General features: G+C 70.0%; 19 protein-coding genes. 8 read left to right on the forward strand and 11 right to left on the reverse strand.

All coding sequences use genetic code 11. The annotated features are described in order from the left end of the window. Positions 1–102 precede the first annotated feature (102 nt). The 7 genes from NYP07_RS03910 to rsmI form a co-directional block, all read right to left on the reverse strand. On the reverse strand, positions 103–711 hold the full coding sequence (locus tag NYP07_RS03910) for a GNAT family N-acetyltransferase (protein ID WP_268147666.1): 609 nt from the start codon (positions 709–711) through the stop codon (positions 103–105). A gap of 115 nt (positions 712–826) precedes the next feature. After that, positions 827–1063, reverse strand: coding sequence for a DUF167 domain-containing protein (locus NYP07_RS03915; protein ID WP_268147668.1), 237 nt, complete (start codon positions 1061–1063; stop codon positions 827–829). Positions 1064–1205: 142 nt separating this feature from the next. Continuing rightward, positions 1206–3086 carry a molecular chaperone HtpG gene (htpG, locus tag NYP07_RS03920; RefSeq protein WP_268147670.1) on the reverse strand — a complete coding sequence of 627 codons (1881 nt, stop codon included), beginning with the start codon at positions 3084–3086 and terminating at the stop codon, positions 1206–1208. Positions 3087–3152: 66 nt separating this feature from the next. Further along, on the reverse strand, positions 3153–3464 hold the full coding sequence (locus NYP07_RS03925) for a hypothetical protein (RefSeq protein ID WP_268147672.1): 312 nt from the start codon (positions 3462–3464) through the stop codon (positions 3153–3155). Between the two features lie 13 nt (positions 3465–3477). Further along, positions 3478–4605: a 3-deoxy-7-phosphoheptulonate synthase gene (locus NYP07_RS03930; protein WP_268147674.1), complete on the reverse strand. Its 1128-nt coding sequence runs from the start codon at positions 4603–4605 to the stop codon at positions 3478–3480. Between the two features lie 202 nt (positions 4606–4807). Continuing rightward, positions 4808–6271 carry a metalloprotease TldD gene (tldD, locus tag NYP07_RS03935; RefSeq protein WP_268147676.1) on the reverse strand — a complete coding sequence of 488 codons (1464 nt, stop codon included), beginning with the start codon at positions 6269–6271 and terminating at the stop codon, positions 4808–4810. Positions 6272–6397: 126 nt separating this feature from the next. Next, positions 6398–7312: a 16S rRNA (cytidine(1402)-2'-O)-methyltransferase gene (gene rsmI / locus NYP07_RS03940; protein WP_268147678.1), complete on the reverse strand. Its 915-nt coding sequence runs from the start codon at positions 7310–7312 to the stop codon at positions 6398–6400. On the opposite strand from rsmI, the gene NYP07_RS03945 reads away from it, so the two are divergent. The 3 genes from NYP07_RS03945 to NYP07_RS03955 are packed head-to-tail and all read left to right on the forward strand — an operon-like array spanning position 7305 to position 8912. Next, positions 7305–7694 (forward strand): YraN family protein, encoded by a 390-nt coding sequence (locus NYP07_RS03945; RefSeq protein WP_268147679.1) that lies wholly within the window; start codon positions 7305–7307, stop codon positions 7692–7694. The two genes, rsmI and NYP07_RS03945, sit on opposite strands and share 8 nt — an antisense overlap. 16 nt (positions 7695–7710) lie before the next feature. Then, entirely contained in the window at positions 7711–8280 is a 570-nt protein-coding gene (locus NYP07_RS03950; protein WP_268147681.1) for an SIS domain-containing protein, read from the forward strand. Positions 8281–8300: 20 nt separating this feature from the next. Further along, on the forward strand, positions 8301–8912 hold the full coding sequence (locus NYP07_RS03955) for a BON domain-containing protein (protein ID WP_268147683.1): 612 nt from the start codon (positions 8301–8303) through the stop codon (positions 8910–8912). Between the two features lie 139 nt (positions 8913–9051). On the opposite strand, the gene NYP07_RS03960 is transcribed toward NYP07_RS03955, so the two are convergent. The 3 genes from NYP07_RS03960 to NYP07_RS03970 form a co-directional block, all read right to left on the reverse strand. Beyond that, positions 9052–9942 carry an NAD(P)-dependent oxidoreductase gene (locus NYP07_RS03960; RefSeq protein WP_268147685.1) on the reverse strand — a complete coding sequence of 297 codons (891 nt, stop codon included), beginning with the start codon at positions 9940–9942 and terminating at the stop codon, positions 9052–9054. Between the two features lie 4 nt (positions 9943–9946). Next, entirely contained in the window at positions 9947–11083 is a 1137-nt protein-coding gene (locus tag NYP07_RS03965) for a PilT/PilU family type 4a pilus ATPase (protein WP_268147687.1), read from the reverse strand. Between the two features lie 113 nt (positions 11084–11196). Next, positions 11197–12240, reverse strand: a complete 1044-nt coding sequence (locus NYP07_RS03970; RefSeq protein WP_268147689.1) for a type IV pilus twitching motility protein PilT — start codon at positions 12238–12240, stop codon at positions 11197–11199. A 27-nt stretch (positions 12241–12267) separates the two neighbouring features. Here NYP07_RS03970 and NYP07_RS03975 point away from each other — a divergent pair, with 27 nt between their 5' ends. The 5 genes from NYP07_RS03975 (at position 12268) to NYP07_RS03995 (ending at position 16999) form a co-directional block, all read left to right on the forward strand. Beyond that, on the forward strand, positions 12268–12945 hold the full coding sequence (locus tag NYP07_RS03975) for a YggS family pyridoxal phosphate-dependent enzyme (protein WP_268147691.1): 678 nt from the start codon (positions 12268–12270) through the stop codon (positions 12943–12945). After that, a complete protein-coding gene (locus NYP07_RS03980) occupies positions 12942–13619 on the forward strand; it encodes a c-type cytochrome (protein ID WP_268147693.1) in 678 nt (225 codons plus the stop codon). Before NYP07_RS03975 ends, NYP07_RS03980 begins: the two co-directional genes overlap by 4 nt. Continuing rightward, a complete protein-coding gene (locus NYP07_RS03985; protein WP_268147695.1) occupies positions 13616–14890 on the forward strand; it encodes a c-type cytochrome in 1275 nt (424 codons plus the stop codon). Before NYP07_RS03980 ends, NYP07_RS03985 begins: the two co-directional genes overlap by 4 nt. 212 nt (positions 14891–15102) lie before the next feature. Continuing rightward, on the forward strand, positions 15103–16650 hold the full coding sequence (locus tag NYP07_RS03990; RefSeq protein ID WP_268147697.1) for a methyl-accepting chemotaxis protein: 1548 nt from the start codon (positions 15103–15105) through the stop codon (positions 16648–16650). Positions 16651–16681: 31 nt separating this feature from the next. Beyond that, entirely contained in the window at positions 16682–16999 is a 318-nt protein-coding gene (locus tag NYP07_RS03995; protein ID WP_268147699.1) for an energy transducer TonB, read from the forward strand. A 17-nt stretch (positions 17000–17016) separates the two neighbouring features. Here the strand turns inward: NYP07_RS03995 and NYP07_RS04000 are convergent, their stop codons facing one another. Next, on the reverse strand, positions 17017–17412 hold the full coding sequence (locus NYP07_RS04000; protein WP_268147701.1) for a cold-shock protein: 396 nt from the start codon (positions 17410–17412) through the stop codon (positions 17017–17019). Between the last annotated feature and the right edge of the window lie 91 nt (positions 17413–17503).

The raw sequence follows: 17503 nt of genomic DNA on the forward strand, positions 1-17503 counted from the left end.
GTTGCAAATCCTCGCCGGGCACCCAGCCCGTCTCCGGTTTGCGCCTTGCAGCCCCTGCTTTTGCGGGGCAACGGGCGCCATGGGGAAACCTTGAACAGGTTCTCAGGCCGCGAAGGCGACGGCCTCGGGCTCGGCGCGCGGCAGGGTCGCCCAGCGATCCGCGCCCAGCTCGTACAGCAATGCGGCGGCACTGCCAGGACCGTCGGACAGCGTGCCCTTCAGCCGCAGGCCCAGGCCCTCCAGCGTCTTGCGCGTGGGCGCGTTGCTGGGCAGCACGGCGGCCACGACGCTGGGCTCCTGGCGCTGCTCGAAGACCTGTGCAAAGGCGTGCTGCGCCATCTCGGACGCCAGCCCGCGCCCCCAGGCCTGGGGCGTGATCCGGTAGTAGAGGAAGAGCCCGGCATGGCCGGCGACGCTGCGGTGCATCAGGCCGCCGAAGCCGATCAGGTCCTCGGGCCGTTCGCGCTCGGCAATGGCCCAGTGGCCGAAGCCGCGGGCCTGCCAGTGGTCCATCCAGGCCTGGAGCTGGTTCCGCGTCGCGTCGCGGCCCTGCGGCGTCGCGGCGGCACAGAAGCGCGTCACGGCCGGGTCGGCGTAGAGCGCCACCAGGGCATCCAGATCGCCGTCCCGCGGAGGGCGCAGCACCAGGCGGCGGGTAACCATGGCTGCCGGCACGGCGGCGACGGGCTCGCGGGACTCACTCAGAACCATGGAACGGCGCGAAACTCGGTGAAAACCCTAGGGTATCCACGAGAGGCGCCGGGGGGAAGCCCGCGATGACGGGTGTTGTCGCATTCCCGTCACAAATGCACACAATCGGCGCCGGTCAGTCGCGCGTCTCCACCTTCACGCGCTTGAACCGCGAGCCGCCGCCGCTGTGGATGTCGACGGCGGACTTGGCCACGCCGAAGTGCTTGGCCACCAGCGCGATCAGCTCGGCATTCGCCTTGCCGTCCACCGGCGGCGACTTGAGCCAGGCCGTCCAGCTGCCGTCGGCCTCCTGGACCAGCGCGGACCGCGAGGATCCGGGCTTGGCCTTGAGCTGCAGCGTGGTCGTGCTCATTGGTGCACCCTTCGCGCTGCGCGCTTGCCTGGCCGAGCCGGACAGGCGTTTGCCAGGCTTGCGATGCCCACAGGGCATCGCAAGTCCGGGCGCACTCCCGCCAAGCGGGAGCGAGCTTGCTTGGGGCGGCCCGGCGCGGCGCTCAACCAATCAGCAGCGCGTTGACGCGGCGCACATAGGCGGCCGGGTCTTCCAGGTGGCCGCCCTCGGCCAGCACGGCCTGGTCGAACAGCACCTGGGCCAGGTCGTCGAAGCGGCTGCTGCCGTCGAGCTTCTTCACGAGGGCATGCTCGGCGTTGATCTCCAGCGTGGGCTTGCTCTCGGGGGCGGCCTGGCCGGCCTGCTTCAGCAGCCGCGCCAGGTGGCCGCTCACGTCGCCCTCTTCCACGACGATGCAGGCGGGTGAATCAACCAGGCGGGTCGTGACGCGCACGTCCTTGGCGCGGTCCTTCAGCGATTCCTTGAGCTTGTCGATCAGCGGCTTCAGGCTCTCGGCGACTTCCTCGGCCTTCTTCTTTTCGTCCTCGTCCTGCAGCTTGCCCAGGTCCACGGCGCCCTTGGCGACCGACTGCAGCGGCTTGCCCTCGAACTCGTAGAGGTGGCTCAGCATCCACTCGTCCACGCGGTCCACCAGCAGTAGCACCTCGATGCCCTTCTTGCGGAAGATCTCCAGCTGCGGGCTGTGCTTGGCCGCGGCCAGGGAGTCGGCGGTGATGTAGTAGACGGCCTCCTGGCCTTCCTTCATGCGGCCGACGTAGTCCGCCAGGCTCACGCCCTCGTCGGCCTGCGTGGACGCGAAGCGGAACAGCTTGGCCAGGCGCTCCTGGTTGGCGTGGTCTTCGCCGATGCCTTCCTTCAGCACCTGGCCGAAGTCCTTCCAGAAGTCGGCGTACTTCTGCTTCTCGGCGGCGTCCTCGCTGTTGGCCAGGCTCTCCAGCATGCCCAGCACGCGCTTGGTCGAGCCCTCGCGGATGGCGCGCACGTCGCGGCTTTCCTGCAGCAGCTCGCGGCTGACGTTCAGCGGCAGATCGGCCGAATCGATGACGCCCTTGACGAAGCGCAGGTAGACCGGCATCAGCGCCTCGGCGTCGTCCATGATGAAGACGCGCTTCACGTACAGCTTCACGCCGCCGCGCTTGTCGCGGTTCCACAGGTCGAAGGGCGCCTTGGCCGGGATGTAGAGCAGCTGGGTGTACTCGCTGCGGCCCTCAACGCGGTTGTGCGTGTAGGCCAGCGGCGCCTCGCTGTCGTGGCTGATCTGCTTGTAGAACTCCTCGTATTGCTCTTGCGTGACCTCGCTCTTGCTGCGGCTCCAAAGCGCCGAGGCCTTGTTCACCGGCTCCCACTCGTCGGTGACGACCTGCTTGGCCGCCTCGGCGTCCCAGGTCTCCTTCTTCATCAGGATGGGCAGGGAGATGTGGTCGCTGTATTTGCTGACCGTGGACTTGACGCGCCAGGTCTTCAGGAACTCCTGCTCGTCCTCGCGCAGGTGCAGGATCACGTCGGTGCCGCGGCCGGGCTTGGTGATGGCCTCGATCTCGTATTCACCCGTGCCCTCGCTGCTCCAGCGCACGCCCTGGTCCGCGGGCAGGCCCGCGCGGCGGGTCTCGACGGTGATGCGGTCGGCGACGATGAAGCCGGAGTAGAAGCCCACGCCGAACTGGCCGATGAGCTGGGCATCCTTCTTCTGGTCGCCTTCGAGCCGGGCCATGAACTCGCGCGTGCCGCTCTTGGCGATGGTGCCGAGATGCGCGGCGGCCTCGTCGGCGCTCATGCCGATGCCGTTGTCGCTGATGGTCAGCGTCCTGGCGGCCTCGTCGAAGCTGATGCGCACCTCCAGGTTGGGCGCGTCCTCGAACAGCGCGGCCTTGTCCAGCGCCTCGAAGCGCAGTTTGTCGCAGGCGTCGCTGGCGTTGCTCACCAGCTCGCGCAGGAAGATCTCCTTGTTCGAGTACAGCGAATGGGTGACGAGGTGCAGGATCTGCTTGACTTCGGCCTGGAAGGCGTGGGTTTGCTTGGTCATGGCGGGTGGGGTCAGAAAGCGCGACGCGGCCGAAGTGAGGCCGCGTCCAGGGGTTTCAAGTGAGGGTCAGTAAGACACGGCAAGCCGGGGCACGTCGATTTTGACCAGCGCCTTGGACAAGGCGCCGGCCGCCGCGCGGGCATAGTCCAGCGCCCAGGCCGCATCGGCAAAGCCGGCCGGCCCGGCCGCGGCGGCGACCTGGATGAGCTTGTCCGCCAGCAGCACCTTGCCGGAGCCGCGCAGGGGCTCGCACTCCAGCCGGACGAAGGCCTCGTCCAGCCAGCGGCGGGCGGCGTCGAAACTCAGCACCTCGGCGCCGTCGAGCTGCAGCTCGATGGGCGCGGCGCTGTCGAAGAGGACGGTGATCCGGGCTTGCATGGCCCGGATTGTGTCAGCGCCGCGCCTTCACCGCCTGCGACAGCACGTCCAGCACCGCCAGCGAGTCGTCCCAGCCCAGGCAGGCGTCGGTGATGCTCTTGCCGTATTCGAGCTTGGCGGCATCGTCCTTGCCCGGCGTGAACTTCTGGGCGCCGTCGTGCAGATGGCTCTCGACCATCACGCCGAAGATGCTCCTGCTGCCTTCGCGCAGCTGGCCGGCGATGTCGCGCGCCACGTCCAGCTGGCGCTGGTGCTGCTTGCTGCTGTTGGCGTGCGAGCAGTCCACCATCAGGCGCTGCGGCAGCTTGGCCTTGTCCAGGTCGGCGCAGGCCGCGGCGACGCTCTGCGCGTCGTAGTTGGGCGCCTTGCCGCCGCGCAGGATGACGTGGCAGTCCTCGTTGCCGCGCGTCTCGACGATGGCGACCTGGCCGTTCTTGTGCACAGACAGGAAGTGGTGGCCGCGCGCCGCGGCCTGGATGGCGTCGGTCGCGATCTTGATGTTGCCGTCGGTGCCGTTCTTGAAGCCGATGGGCGCCGACAGGCCCGAGGCCAGCTCGCGATGCACCTGGCTCTCGGTCGTGCGCGCGCCGATGGCGCCCCAGGCGATCAGGTCGCCGATGTACTGCGGCGAGATCACGTCCAGGAACTCGCTGCCGGCCGGCATGCCCAGGCGGTTGATCTCCAGCAGCAGCTGGCGGGCGATGCGCAGGCCCTCGTCGATGCGATAGCTCTCGTCCAGGTAGGGGTCGTTGATGAGGCCCTTCCAGCCCACCGTCGTGCGCGGCTTCTCGAAGTAGACGCGCATGACGATCTCCAGCGTGTCGGCGTACTTCTCGCGCTGAGCCTTGAGCTTGCGGGCGTAGTCGATGGCGGCCGTCGGGTCGTGGATGGAGCAGGGGCCGATGACGACGAGCAGCCGGTCGTCCTGGCTGCCCATGATCCTGCGGATACTCTGGCGCGTCTGGCTGATGAGGCCTTCCATCGCGGTGCCGCGGATCGGGAAGAAGCGGATCAGGTGCTCCGGCGGCGGCAGCGGCGTGATGTCGAGGATGCGCTCGTCATCGGTGGCGCTGGTCTTGTCGTCCTGCGAGTACCAGCGCTGGGCTTCGGGTTCGACGGACTGGAGCTTGGTTGCATTCATCTTCGGGACCTCGGAAATGAAAAAACCGCCGGGCTTTTGGGGCCCGGCGGTTCTTGGGGAGTCTGGGTTCGGCGCGCGCGCTCAGGACTCTCCACCGCCGGAGCGGGGAAAAAACCAAAAGCGAAAGTAAGCGGCGCGGGACATGGGCACGGAATCTAGCACGGCGGCAGGCATGGGCTTTCGCGAGACGCCAAGGATCGCTTCAGGCCGTGCCGCCTACCGTCAGGCCGTCGATGCGCAGCGTCGGCTGGCCCACGCCCACCGGCACGCTCTGCCCCTCCTTGCCGCAGACGCCCACGCCGGTGTCGAGCTGCATGTCGTTGCCGATCATGCTGACGCGGGTCAGCGCGTCCGGCCCGTTGCCGATCAGGGTGGCGCCCTTGACGGGGTAAAGGATCCTGCCGTTCTCGACCCAGTAGGCCTCGCTGGCCGAGAACACGAACTTGCCGCTCGTGATGTCGACCTGGCCGCCGCCGAAGTTGGTGGCGTACAGGCCCTTCTTGATGGACGCGACGATCTCCTTCGGGTCGTTCTTGCCGCCCAGCATGTAGGTGTTGGTCATGCGCGGCATGGGCACATGGGCATAGCTCTCGCGGCGGCCGTTGCCGGTCGGGGCGGTCTTCATCAGCCGCGCGTTCATCGCGTCCTGGATATAGCCCTTCAGGATGCCGTCCTCGATCAGCACATTGCGCTGGCTGGCGCAGCCCTCGTCGTCGACGTTGAGCGAGCCGCGGCGGTCGGGCAGCGTGCCGTCGTCCAGCACGGTGACGCCCTTGGCCGCGACGCGCTGGCCGATGCGGCCCGAGAAGGCGCTGGAGCCCTTGCGGTTGAAGTCGCCCTCCAGCCCATGGCCGACGGCCTCGTGCAGCAGCACGCCGGGCCAGCCGGGGCCGACGACGACGGTCATCTCGCCGGCCGGCGCGGGGCGGCTGTCGAGATTGGTCAGCGCCGCATGCACGGCCTGCTCGACATAGCTCGCGATCATCTCGTCCGTGAAAAGCCCCAAGCCGAAGCGGCCGCCGCCGCCGCCCGAGCCTACCTCGCGGCGGCCGTTGCTCTCGGCGATGACGGTGATGGACAGGCGCACCAGCGGGCGCACGTCGGCGGCCAGCGTGCCGTCGGCGCGGGCGATCAGCACGACCTCGTGCTCGGCGGCCAGGCCGGCCATGACCTGGGCGACGCGCGGGTCCTTGGCGCGCGCCAGCTTCTCGGTGCGCTCCAGCAGCGCGACCTTGGCCGCGCTGTCCAGGCTGGCGATGGGGTCGGCCACGCCGTAGAGCTCGCGGCTGCCGGCCACGCGGCTCTGGCTCGGCACCTTGACCTTCTTGCTCTGGCCGGCGGCAGCGATGGTGCGCACGGTGCGGGCGGCGTCCAGCAGCGAATCCAGGGAGATGTCGTCGGAGTAGGCGAACGCCGTCTTCTCGCCCGCCACGGCGCGCACGCCGACACCCTGGTCGATGCTGAAGGACCCGCTCTTCACGATGCCCTCCTCCAGGCTCCAGCCCTCGGCGCGCGTGGTCTGGAAGTAGAGGTCGGCGTCGTCGACCCGATGCTCGGTGATGAGGCGCAACGCCTGCGTGAGCGAAGCCTCGCTCAGGCCAAAGGGCTCCAGCAGCGCGGCGCGGGCGGTGGCGAGACGGGCAAGGGTGGGTTCGACGGCGATCATGGGCGGGATTCTGCGTCAAGGCGCCGCGAAAGCCGCCGCCAGCGCATCGAAGACCCGGCGCAGGCGCGGGGTGTCGCGCAGCTCGCGGTGGGCCGCCAACTGCATGGGCGAAAGACTCTCAACCTCTCAACACTCGCGCTTCAGCAGCAGCCCGGCGTCGTAGAGCGCATTGCGCGGCGCGCCGCTGATCTGAGCCGCCAGCGCGACCGCCTGCTTCAGCGGCAGCTCGGCCATCAGCAGCTTCAGCACACGCAGGGCCTCGTCGTCGAGGGCCGCGTCGCCGCGGGCCGCCGCCTCGGCATGGATGGCCAGCGCGAATTCGCCGCGCTGGCGCTGCGCATCTGCCGCCAGCCAGGCGGGCAGCTCAGCGGCCGGCGCCGTGTGCACGGTCTCGAACTGCTTGGTCAGCTCGCGGCCCAGCGTCACGCGGCGCGCGGGCGCCAGCTCGGCCAGCAAGCTCACGAGGTCGGCGATGCGGTGCGGTGCCTCGAAGAGGATCTGGCTCTGCTCGGCCTGGGCCAGCAGGCCCTGCAGCCGCGTGCGGCGCTCGCCGCCCTTGGTGGGCAGGAAGCCGGCGAAGGCAAAGCCCTGGGCCGCCGCGTCGCCCGCCACGCTGAGCAGGGTGACCGCGCTGCTGGCGCCCGGGATGGGCAGAATCCGGCATCCGGCCGCCGCGGCGCGGGACACCAGCACGGCGCCCGGGTCTGACACGGCCGGCGTGCCGGCGTCCGACACATAGGCCACGCGCTCGCCGGCCGCCAGCCGCGCGAGCACGGCGCCGGAGGCCTCCTGCTCGTTGTGCTGGTGCAGCGCGATCAGCGGCTTGTGCAGGCCCAGGTGGCGCAGCAGCACGGCGCTCTGGCGCGTGTCCTCGCAGGCCACGGCGTCCACCAGGCCCAGCACATGGATGGCGCGCAGGCTGAGGTCGGCCAGGTTGCCGATGGGCGTGGCGACGACATAGAGCGCCGCGGCGGGATACTGCTGGCCGCCGGCCGCGGCCTGCGCGGCCTGACGCAGCAAAGGGGAGTCGGCGTTGTTCAACTGGGGGTCTCGATCTGGGGCGCGGGCGGCCACCGGCACCGCGGGTGAGGATGCCGCGCTGGCTCATCTGCAGCGCGCCGGGTTGAAGCTGCTGGAGCGGAATTATCGAGTCGCCGCCGGCCCCAGCCGCCGCGCCGGCGAGGTGGACCTGATCCTGCGCGACCGCGACGGCACGCTGGTCTTCGTCGAGGTGAGGGCGCGGGCCGATGCCTCGCACGGCGGCGCGGCGGCCAGCGTGACGGCGCGCAAGCAGCGCAGCCTGATCTACGCCGCCCGGCACTACCTGCTGCGCCACGCCAGCCCGCCGCCCTGCCGCTTCGACGTCGTCGCCATCGACGGCGCCGAACTCACTTGGTTACAAGGGGCCTTCGACGCGGGGTGACTATGATTTGTTCCACATGATCGAACAACGCATCCAGCAGCAGTTTTTCGAAAGCGCGGACCTGCTCTACCAGGCCGCCGAACAACTGGCCCGCCCCCTCGCGATGGCCGCGCAGATGGTGGTGGACGCCATCACCGGCGGCAACCGCATCCTCTGTGCCGCCCAGGGCCTCGCCGCGCTGGACGCCGACTACCTCGCCGCCCGCCTGGCCGGCCGCTTCGAGCAGGAGAGGCCCGGCCTGGCCGCCTGGAGCCTGGCCGCCCAGGCCCGCGACGCCGCCGGCCTGGACATCGCCCGCCTGCTGCAGGCCCACGGCCACCCGGGCGACGTGCTGGTCATGGTCGAGCCGCTGCGCGAGCAGCGCGACGCCTGGGCCAACGCGGTGGCCGCCGCCCATGCGCAGGAGATGAGCATCATCGCGCTGACCGGCGGCACGACGGACGAGTGGCGCGGCCTGCTGCAGGACACCGACATCCAGATCCGCGTCAGCCACGGCCGCGAGCCGCGCGTTGTGGAGGCCCAGCGCGTGCTGCTGCATGCGCTGGCCGATGCCGTCGACCTGCAACTGCTCGGCAGCGACGAATAACCCCGATTGGAAATCCGATGATGAAGAAGCTCTCCCTGACCCTGACCGCCGCCGCCCTCGCCGGCCTGCTCGCCAGCGGCTGCGCGCCGCTGATCATCGGCGGCGCCATGGTGGGCGGCGTGAGCGTCGCGACCGACCGCCGCACCTCGGGCACCCAGCTCGAAGACCAGACCATCGAGGTCAAGGCCGGCGCCCGCATCCGCGAGCAGCTCGGCGACAAGGTGCACGCCAGCGTCAACAGCTACAACCGCGTCGCGCTGGTCACCGGCGAGGCCACGACGGAGGAGGCCCGCGCCGCGCTGGACGGCATCGTCGGCGGCGTCGAGAACGTGCAGAAGGTGCTGAACGAGGTGGCCGTGGGCCCGGCCAGCTCGCTGGGCAGCCGCTCCGGCGACGTCGTCATCCAGGGCAAGGTCAAGGCCAAGCTGATCGATGCGCGCGACCTGCTGAGCAACGCCTTCTACATCGTCGTCGAGCGCGGCAACGTCTACCTGATGGGCCGCGTGACCGAGCGCGAGGCCGACCGCGCGACCGAGATCGCGCGCCAGATCAGCGGCGTCAGCAAGGTCGTGCGGGCCTTCGAGATCATCAGCGAAGACGAACTTGCTCGGACCGTGCCGAAGAAGCAGTGATCTCCCGACTCAAGCGCGCCGCCGGGCCGCCCCAAGGCGCGCTTGAGCCGATGTGCTCGGGGGCCATCGCCCGCGAGCATCGGCGTCCCCTCGGGGGACCGACCAGCGCCTCAGCGCTGGGCGAGGGGCCAACGACAGTTCAGAGCCTCTTGATGAGGCTCGACGTATCCCAGCGGTTCCCGCCCAGCGCCTGCACGTCGGCATAGAACTGGTCGACCAGGGCCGTCAGCGGCAGGCGCGAGCCGTTGCGGCGGGCCTCGTCGAGCACGAGGCCGAGATCCTTGCGCATCCAGTCCACCGCGAAGCCGAAGTCGAAACTGTCCTCGACCATGGTCTTGCCGCGGTTGTCCATCTGCCAGCTCTGGGCCGCGCCCTTGCCGATGACGTCGAGCACCTGGGCCATGTCCAGGCCCGCGTTCTGGCCGAAGCGCACGGCCTCGGCCAGGCCCTGCACGACGCCGGCGATGCAGATCTGGTTGACCATCTTGGCCAGCTGGCCCGAGCCGGGGCCGCCGAGCAGCGTCACGGCCTTGGCAAAGGCCAGCGCGATGGGCCTGGCCGCGTCGAAGGCCGCCGCATCGCCGCCGCACATGACGGTCAGCGCGCCGTTGACCGCGCCGGCCTGGCCGCCCGACACCGGCGCGTCGATGAAGGCGACGCCGCGCTTCGCCGCCTCGGCATGCAGCTCGCGCGCGACGGCCGCCGACGCGGTCGTGTGGTCCACGAAGCAGGTGCCCGGAGCCATGCCAGCCAGCGCGCCGCTGTCTCCCAGCACCACCGAACGCAGGTCGTCATCGTTGCCGACGCAACAGAACACGAACTCCGCGCCCTTCGCTGCTTCGGCGGGTGTCGCGACAAAGGCGCCGCCGCACTCCTTCACCCAGGCCTGGGCCTTGGCCGCCGTGCGGTTGTAGACCGTGACCTGATGGCCGGCGCGCGCCAGGTGGCCGGCCATGGGATGGCCCATGACGCCGAGGCCCAGGAAGGCGACGCGGCGCGGGGGAATGGGGTCGTAGCTGCGGGTGCTCATGGGGTCAGACAATCGTGAGGTGCTCGGTGCCGGAGGACAGGTCGCCGCTGCGCGCGCGCTCGCTGTTCAGCTTGATCTGCAGGCGCAGGTCGTTGACCGAGTCGGCATTGCGCAGCGCGTCTTCATAGGTGACCTTGCCGGCCTCGTAGAGGTCGAAGAGAGCCTGGTCGAAGGTCTGCATGCCCTGCTCGCGGGAGCGCTTCATCAGCTCCTTGATCTCGCTGATCTCGCCCTTGAAGATCAGGTCGGAGATCAGCGGCGTGTTCAGCATGATCTCGACGGCCGCGACCCGTCCCTTGCCCTCGCGGCGCGGCAGCAGGCGCTGGCTGATGAGGGCACGCATGTTCAGCGACAGGTCCATCAGCAGCTGCTGGCGGCGGTCTTCCGGGAAGAAGTTGATGATGCGGTCCAGTGCCTGGTTGGCGCTGTTGGCGTGCAGCGTGGCCATGCACAGGTGGCCGGTCTCGGCGAAGGCGATGGCGTGGTCCATGGTCTCGCGGTCGCGCAGCTCGCCCATCAGGATGACGTCGGGCGCCTGGCGCAGCGAGTTCTTCAGCGCGGCCTCCCAGCTGTCGGTGTCCAGGCCCAGCTCGCGCTGCGTGACGATGCAGTTCTTGTGCGGGTGCACGAACTCGATCGGATCCTCGATGGTCACGATGTGGCCATAGGTCGTCTCGTTGCGCTCGTCGATCATCGCGGCCAGCGACGTGCTCTTGCCCGAGCCTGTAGCGCCCACGACGATGACCAGGCCGCGCTTGTTCTGCACGATCTCGCGCAGCACCGGCGGCAGGTCCAGCGACTGGATGGTGGGCAGCGTGGACGGGATGGTCCGCAGCACCAGGCCGACCTGGCCCTGCTGCAGGAAGGCGTTCACGCGGAAGCGCCCGATGCCGTGCGGCGAGATCGCGAAATTGCACTCCTTGCTGCGCTCGAACTCGGCCGCCTGCTTGTCGTTCATGATGGCCCGCGCGAGCTGCAGCGTGTGCTGGCCCGACAGCGGCTGGGGGCTCACCTTGGTCATCTTGCCGTCCACCTTGATGGCGGGCGGGAACTCGGCCGTCAGGAAGAGGTCGGAGCCCTTGCGCGACAGCATCAGCCGCAGCAGGTCGTTGATGAATTTCGAGGCCTGGTCGCGTTCCATATGCGGTCCTAGGAAATTTCAAATGCAACCACAGAGGCACAGAGGCACGGAGGAAACAGCCATGAACTCCTCTGTGTCTCTGTGCCTCTGCGGTTGCCTTTTGATTGAGCCGTTCAGCCCGGGAAGTTCTCGGGGAATTTCGCCTTCGAGCGGGCTTCCGCGGGCGAGATGATGTTGCGGCGGACGAGATCCGTGAGGTTCTGGTCCAACGTCTGCATGCCCTGCGAATTGCCGGTCTGGATGGACGAATACATCTGCGCGACCTTGTTCTCGCGGATCAGGTTGCGGATGGCCGAGGTGCCCAGCATGATCTCGTGGGCCGCGACGCGGCCGGTGCCGTCCTTGAGCTTGCACAGGCTCTGCGAGATGACGGCGACGAGGGATTCCGACACCATCGCCCGCACCATCTCCTTTTCGGCCGCCGGGAAGACGTCGACGATGCGGTCCACCGTCTTGGCGGCCGACGAGGTGTGCAGCGTGCCGAACACCAGGTGGCCCGTCTCGGCCGCGGTCAGCGCGAGGCGGATGGTTTCGAGGTCGCGCATTTCGCCGACCAGCACCGCGTCCGGGTCCTCGCGCAGCGCCGAGCGCAGCGCGTTCGCGAACGAATGCGTGTGCGGGCCGACCTCACGCTGGTTGATGAGGCTCTTCTTGCTCTCGTGCACGAATTCGATCGGATCCTCGATGGTCAGGATGTGGCCGTACTCGTTCTCGTTGAGGTGGTTGACCATGCCCGCCAGCGTCGTGCTCTTGCCCGAGCCCGTCGGGCCGGTCACCAGCACCATGCCGCGCGGCTTCAGCGCCAGGTCGGCGAAGACCTTGGGCGCGTTGAGTTGCTCCAGGCTGAGGATCTTGCTCGGAATGGTCCGGAACACGGCGCCGGCGCCGCGGTTCTGGTTGAAGGCGTTGACCCGGAAGCGCGCCAGGCCCTGGATCTCGAACGAGAAGTCGACCTCCAGCGTCTCCTCGTACACCTTGCGCTGGGAGTCGTTCATGATGTCGTAGACCATGTCGTGGACCGCGCGGTGGTCCAAGGCCTCGACATTGATGCGGCGCACGTCGCCATGCACGCGGATCATCGGCGGCAGGCCGGCCGAGAGGTGCAGGTCGGAGGCCTTGTTCTTGACCGAAAATGCCAGCAGCTGAGTGATGTCCATGGTGCGTGTAAGAGTGCTCGGCTGATTATGGCCATCCCAGATTCCCTCCAAGCCGTCAAAACCCGCATCGCTGCGGCATGTGTCGCAGCTGGCCGTCCCGCCGATGCGGTACACCTCCTCGTCGTCAGCAAGACCTTCCCCGGCTCGGCCGTCCGCGAGGCCTTCGCGGCCGGCGCCCGCGCCTTCGGCGAAAACTATGTGCAGGAAGGCCTGGCCAAGGTCGGCGAGCTGATCGACCTGCGCGGCCGGATCGAATGGCATCTGATCGGGCCGCTGCAGTCCAACAAGACCAAGCCGGTGGCCGAGCAGTTCGACTGGGTGCATTCGGTGGACCGGCTCAAGGTCGCCCAGCGCCTGTCCGAGCAGCGCCCGGCAAACCTGCCGCCGCTGAACATCTGCTTGCAAGTCAATATCAGCGCCGAGGCCAGCAAGAGCGGCCTGCTGCCGGGCGAGGTCGCCGCGCTGGCTCGTGATGTCGCCGCGCTGCCGCGGCTGAAGCTGCGCGGGCTGATGGCCATCCCCGAGCCCGGCCCCGGCGCGCCGGCCCAGCACCAGGCCATGGCCCGGCTGTTCGCGGCGCTGCAGGCCGGGGGCCTGGCGCTGGACACGCTGTCGCTGGGCATGAGCGCCGACCTGGAAGACGCCGTCGCCGCCGGCTCGACGATGGTGCGCGTGGGCAGCGCCATCTTCGGGGCGCGCGGGTGAAGCCCGTCTGGCTGCTGGCCGCGCTGGTCGCCGTGGCACAGGCCCAGCCCGTGCCCGACACGCTCGCCCAGCGGGCCCTGGCCTGCACCGGCTGTCACGGCAGGCAGGGCCGCGCCGCGCCCGACGGCTACTACCCGCGCCTGGCCGGCAAGCCCGCCGGTTATCTCTACAGCCAGCTGCTGAACTTCCGCGACGGCCGGCGCGACTACGGGCTGATGAGCGAGCTGATCGCGCCGCTGTCTGACGCCTACCTGCAGGAACTGGCCGGCCACTTCGCAGCGCTGGACCTGCCCTACCCGCCGCCGCAGGCCGCCACGCTGCCGGCGCCCGAGCTGGCGCGGGCCGAGGCGCTGGTCCGCCACGGCGACGACACGCGCCGGCTACCCGCTTGCACCGCCTGCCACGGCGAACGCCTGACCGGCACCCAGCCCGGCGTGCCGGGCCTGCTCGGCCTGTCGCGCGACTATCTGAACGGCCAGCTCGGTGCCTGGCGCAGCGGCCAGCGCCGTGCCCAGGAGCCCGACTGCATGGCCCGCATCGCCAGGACGCTGACCGACGCGGAGATCAACGCCCTGACGCAGTTCCTGGCCAGCCGGGCCATGCCGGCGGATTCGCACCCCGCGCCAGCCCTGGCCGCGCCCGCGCCGCTGCGCTGCGGCGGGCTGTGGCCGTGAAGCGGGCGGCGGTCGGGCTGGTGCTGCTGGCCGGGCTCGCCGCGGCCGCGGGCTCGGCGCTGCTGGCCTGGCAGCGCGGCCTGCAAGACGCCACGCCGCCCTCCGCCGCACCCGTCAGCCTGGAACGTGGCGCCTATCTGGTCGCGGTGGGCAATTGCGCCGGCTGCCACACGGCGCGCGGCGGTGCACGGCTGGCCGGCGGCCGGCCCATCCCGACGCCCTTCGGCATCGCCTTCTCGCCCAATCTGACGCCCGACGCGACCGGCCTGGCCGGCTGGAGGGCCGACGACTTCTGGCGCGCGCTGCACTTCGGCCAGGGCCGCGACGGCCGGCTGCTGCTGCCGGCCCACCCGATCACGAACACGAGCCTCGTGAGCCGCGAGGACGCCGACGCGCTGCACGCCTGGCTGCAGGCCCAGGCCCCCGTGGCCGCGCCGCGCCGCGAACACCAGCTGCGCGGGCTCTACGGCAGCCAGCTCGCCATCGCCGCCTGGCGGGCGCTGTACTTCCGGCCCGGCGTCTACCGGCCCGACCCGGCCCGCGACGCGGCCTGGAACCGCGGCGCCTACCTGAGCCAGGGCCTGGCCCATTGCAGCGCCTGCCATGCCGGGCGCGATGCACTCGGCGGCGACCAGGGCGCGGCCGACTTCCGCGGCGGCCTGCTGGCCGGCCTGGGCTGGGTTGCGCCCTCGCTGCATGACCCGGCCGAGGCCGGCGTGCAGCGCTGGACGCCCGAGGCCCTGCAGCGCTGGCTGCGCGACGGGCAGGCCGAAGGGCACTCCGCCCTCGGGCCGATGGCCGAGGTGGTGCTGGGCAGCACCGCGGCGCTGGACGCCGCCGACCGCGCCGCGATGGGCGCCTATCTGCGCGCGCTGCCCGAGCAGGCCGTGGCGCGGCCCGAGCCCGCCGAGCCCAGCCCGCGGCGCCGCGAGCGCGGCGCCGGCCTCTACCGCGAGCATTGCGCCGCCTGCCACGGCGAGCACGGCGAGGGCCGGCATGACGACGGCGGCGCCCCGGCCTACCCGGCCCTGGCCGGCAGCCGCATCGTCACCCAGGCCAGCGCGGCGAACCTGCTGCGCGTCATCGAGCGCGGCGGCTTCGCGCCGGCCACGCCCGGCCACCCGCGGCCCTACGGCATGCCGCCGTTCGCCGGCGTGCTGGCGCCGGAAGACCTGGCCGCGCTGGCCAGCCATCTGCGCCAGTCCTTCGGCCACCAGGCCGGCGAGATCGATGCGGTCGAGGTGCTGCGCCTGCGGGCCGCGGCCCATTGACGCTTCAAGCCGCAGGCGAAGAGGCGACGTGAACGACTTCACGCGAGGGCCGCGGACCCTGGATGCAAATCGTCACAGGTCGCGACACACTGCGCGCCAGCCGCCGGCCGAGGCCACAAAAACCGGGCCGGGCGGCCTACAGTCATCGCTGCAATGAAGATCGGCCGCCTGATGCCGATCCCCGAGGATCACCGGACAAGGACCTGAACCGCATGAACTTCCTGACCCAACTGCGCATCGGCCAAAGGCTGGCCGTGAGCTTCGGCCTCCTGATCCTGCTGCTGGTGGCCATCGGCGTCTTCGGCGCATCGAACGCCAACAGCCTGGCCAAGGACCTGGACCGCACCGCGAACTCCAGCCTCGTGAAGATCGCCGCCGCCAACGGCCTGGACAGCCAGATCAACATCATCTCGCGCGCCGTGCGCGACCTGCTGCTGCTGGATACCGCCGGCGCGATCAAGAAGCAGAAGAAGGCCATCGCCGATGCGCTGGACGAGGGCGAGAAGCAGCTCGCCAGCCTCGAGGGCGCCGTCTCGGGCGATACGGAGAAGGCCGCCGTCTCCGAGGTGCGCGAGCGCAAGACCAAGTTCCTGGCCGCGCTGGAGAAGTTCCAGAAGGTGCAGGCCGACGGCAGCCCCGACGAGGCCCGCGAGAGCCTCATCACCGACCTGCGCCCCGCCCAGTCCGCGCTGCAGGAGGGCCTGAAGAAGCTGGTCGACATGCAGTTCGACAGCGGCAAGGCGCTGGCCACCTCCGGCAACGAGCGGGCGCGCTCGTCGGTCGTGCTGACCTTCGTACTCGTCGCCGTGGCCGTGGCCCTGGGCGTCGGCGGCTTCCTGGTGATCTCCCGCTCCATCGTCGGCCCGGCCCGCCAGGCCCAGGCCGCCGCCGAAGCCATCCGCGCCGGCGACCTGACGCAGGACATCCAGGTCGCGGGCCGCGACGAGCTGAGCCAGATGCTGCAGGCCATGAAGGACATGCAGAACGCGCTGTCCGGCGTCGTGCGCGACGTGTCCACCGCCGCCAGCGAGGTGGCCGAGAACTCCGGCTCCATCGCCGACAGCAACGCCAACCTGGCCGACCGCACGACGCGCTCCGCCGCCAGCCTGCAGAACACCGCCGCATCGGTGGAAGAGATCGCGTCGACGCTCAAGGGCGCCAGCGACCTGACCCGCCGCGCCGCCGGCATCGCCGTGACGGCCCGCCAGGCCGCCAGCAACGGCGGCGCCGTGGTCTCCAAGGTCGTCGAGACGATGGAAGAGATCAGCGCCAGCTCCAAGAAGATCGGCGACATCATCGGCGTCATCGACGGCATCGCCTTCCAGACCAACATCCTGGCGCTGAACGCCGCCGTGGAAGCGGCCCGCGCCGGCGAGCATGGCCGCGGCTTCGCGGTCGTGGCCGCCGAGGTGCGCGCGCTGGCCCAGCGCTCGGCCGGCGCCGCCAAGGAGATCAAGGTGCTGATCCAGGAATCGACCGTCAAGGTCGAGAACGGCACGACGCTGGTCAACAACGCCGGCGTGACCATCCGCAGCGTCGTCGACGAAGTCAACAACATGGGCCAGTTGATCGAGGAGATCTCGCACTCCGCGCAGGAGCAGGCCACCGGCGTCGGCGTCGTCAACGGCGCGATGAACGAGCTCGACAAGGCAACGCAGCAGAACACCAGTCTGGTCGGCGAGCTCAGCCGCTCGGCCGACGCGCTGCGCGACAGCTCCACCCGCCTGATCGAAGCGGTCGGCTTCTTCCGCGCCGCCTGAACCTCATCCCCACTTTCCTAGGGTCGCCGCCATGTCCATCCTGCGTTCCGCCACCGTGCTTGCCGCCAGCCTGATGCTGGCCCTGGCCGCCCACGCCACGCCCAAGGTCGTCAAGAAGGTGCCGCCCGACTTCCCGCGCGAGGCAAGCCAGAAGGGCATCTCCACCGGCGTCGTCAAGGCCAAGCTGACCATCGAGGCCGACGGCAAGGTCAGCGACGTCGAGATTGTCGAAGCCGAGCCCAAGCGCGTCTTCGACCGCGCCGTGAAGCAGGCGCTGATGGAGTGGAAGTTCGAGCCGGGCGAAAAGGCCACCCACGAGGTCAAGCTCGTCTTCAAGAACGAAGACTAGCCGGCGGCAGGCGGCGGCTAGCGCCCCGCGCGGACAGGGCCGTCCGCCGTGGCGTGGGGCCACCAGTGTGCCCCGCCGGCCACCAGGAGCAGCAGCACGACAACGGCGCCGGCCGCCAGGCCCAGGCGTCGTTTCCTTTTGGCCTGGCGCACGCGCAGGCTGCCGACGCCGGCGGCCTCGCGCAGCGCCGGGTTCAGCTGCGGGCTGGGCAGGCGCCTGAGGTTCACGGCCTGCTTGCGGCCGTCACGGCCGGTCACAATTTCAAAGCTCAGCGGCTCGTCCAGCTGCGGGCCGTCGCCATCGGTCGGGAAGGCCGGCAGCGCCACGAACACCTCTTCGCCCCCGCCCAGCGGGCGGATCGTGCCGTAGCCGGCATCGTGGTTCCACGCGCTCAAAACACCTTCGAATCTCATACTGCCCTCAGACGCAAGCTTGTGATCCTGCGGGCAGCCCGAACAGCGCACGCAACCGGATGTAAGCCCGACAATCCACTTTTCGCAAGCC

It is taken from the genome of Pelomonas aquatica (genome assembly GCF_026712205.1).
Lineage (GTDB): Bacteria > Pseudomonadota > Gammaproteobacteria > Burkholderiales > Burkholderiaceae_C > Pelomonas > Pelomonas aquatica.